This is a genomic window from Campylobacter sp. RM12647 (genome assembly GCF_020138135.1).
Classification (GTDB): domain Bacteria; phylum Campylobacterota; class Campylobacteria; order Campylobacterales; family Campylobacteraceae; genus Campylobacter_E.
Genome location: NZ_JACGAS010000079.1, coordinates 1 through 254, shown reverse-complemented (window position 1 = coordinate 254; position 254 = coordinate 1). Strand labels below are relative to the sequence as shown.

Below are 254 nucleotides of genomic sequence, written 5' to 3'. Positions count from 1 at the left end.
TATTAATTTAACTATTCTAAAAAACATTTAAAATCCTAACAATTATTAATTACTTTCATACTAACTCTTTTACTACATACGCTCAATATAACCACAATCATCTATTAAAAACTCATAATTTTCTTCAAGCAAATTATTATTAAAATTAAAGTAATAATATTTTACAAATAATTTTCCATCTTTAAAAATAAAAGAATTTTTATCATAAAAATGCTCAAAACCATCAATTGTTAGCTCGTAATTAAATTCATAGA

Annotated in this window: 1 protein-coding gene; it reads right to left on the bottom strand. The window is 18.9% G+C overall.

The window, feature by feature from the left end:
• Positions 1-72: 72 nt before the first annotated feature.
• A partial coding sequence (locus AVBRAN12647_RS09670; RefSeq protein WP_336615128.1) for a hypothetical protein occupies positions 73-254 on the bottom strand: 182 nt, incomplete at its 5' end.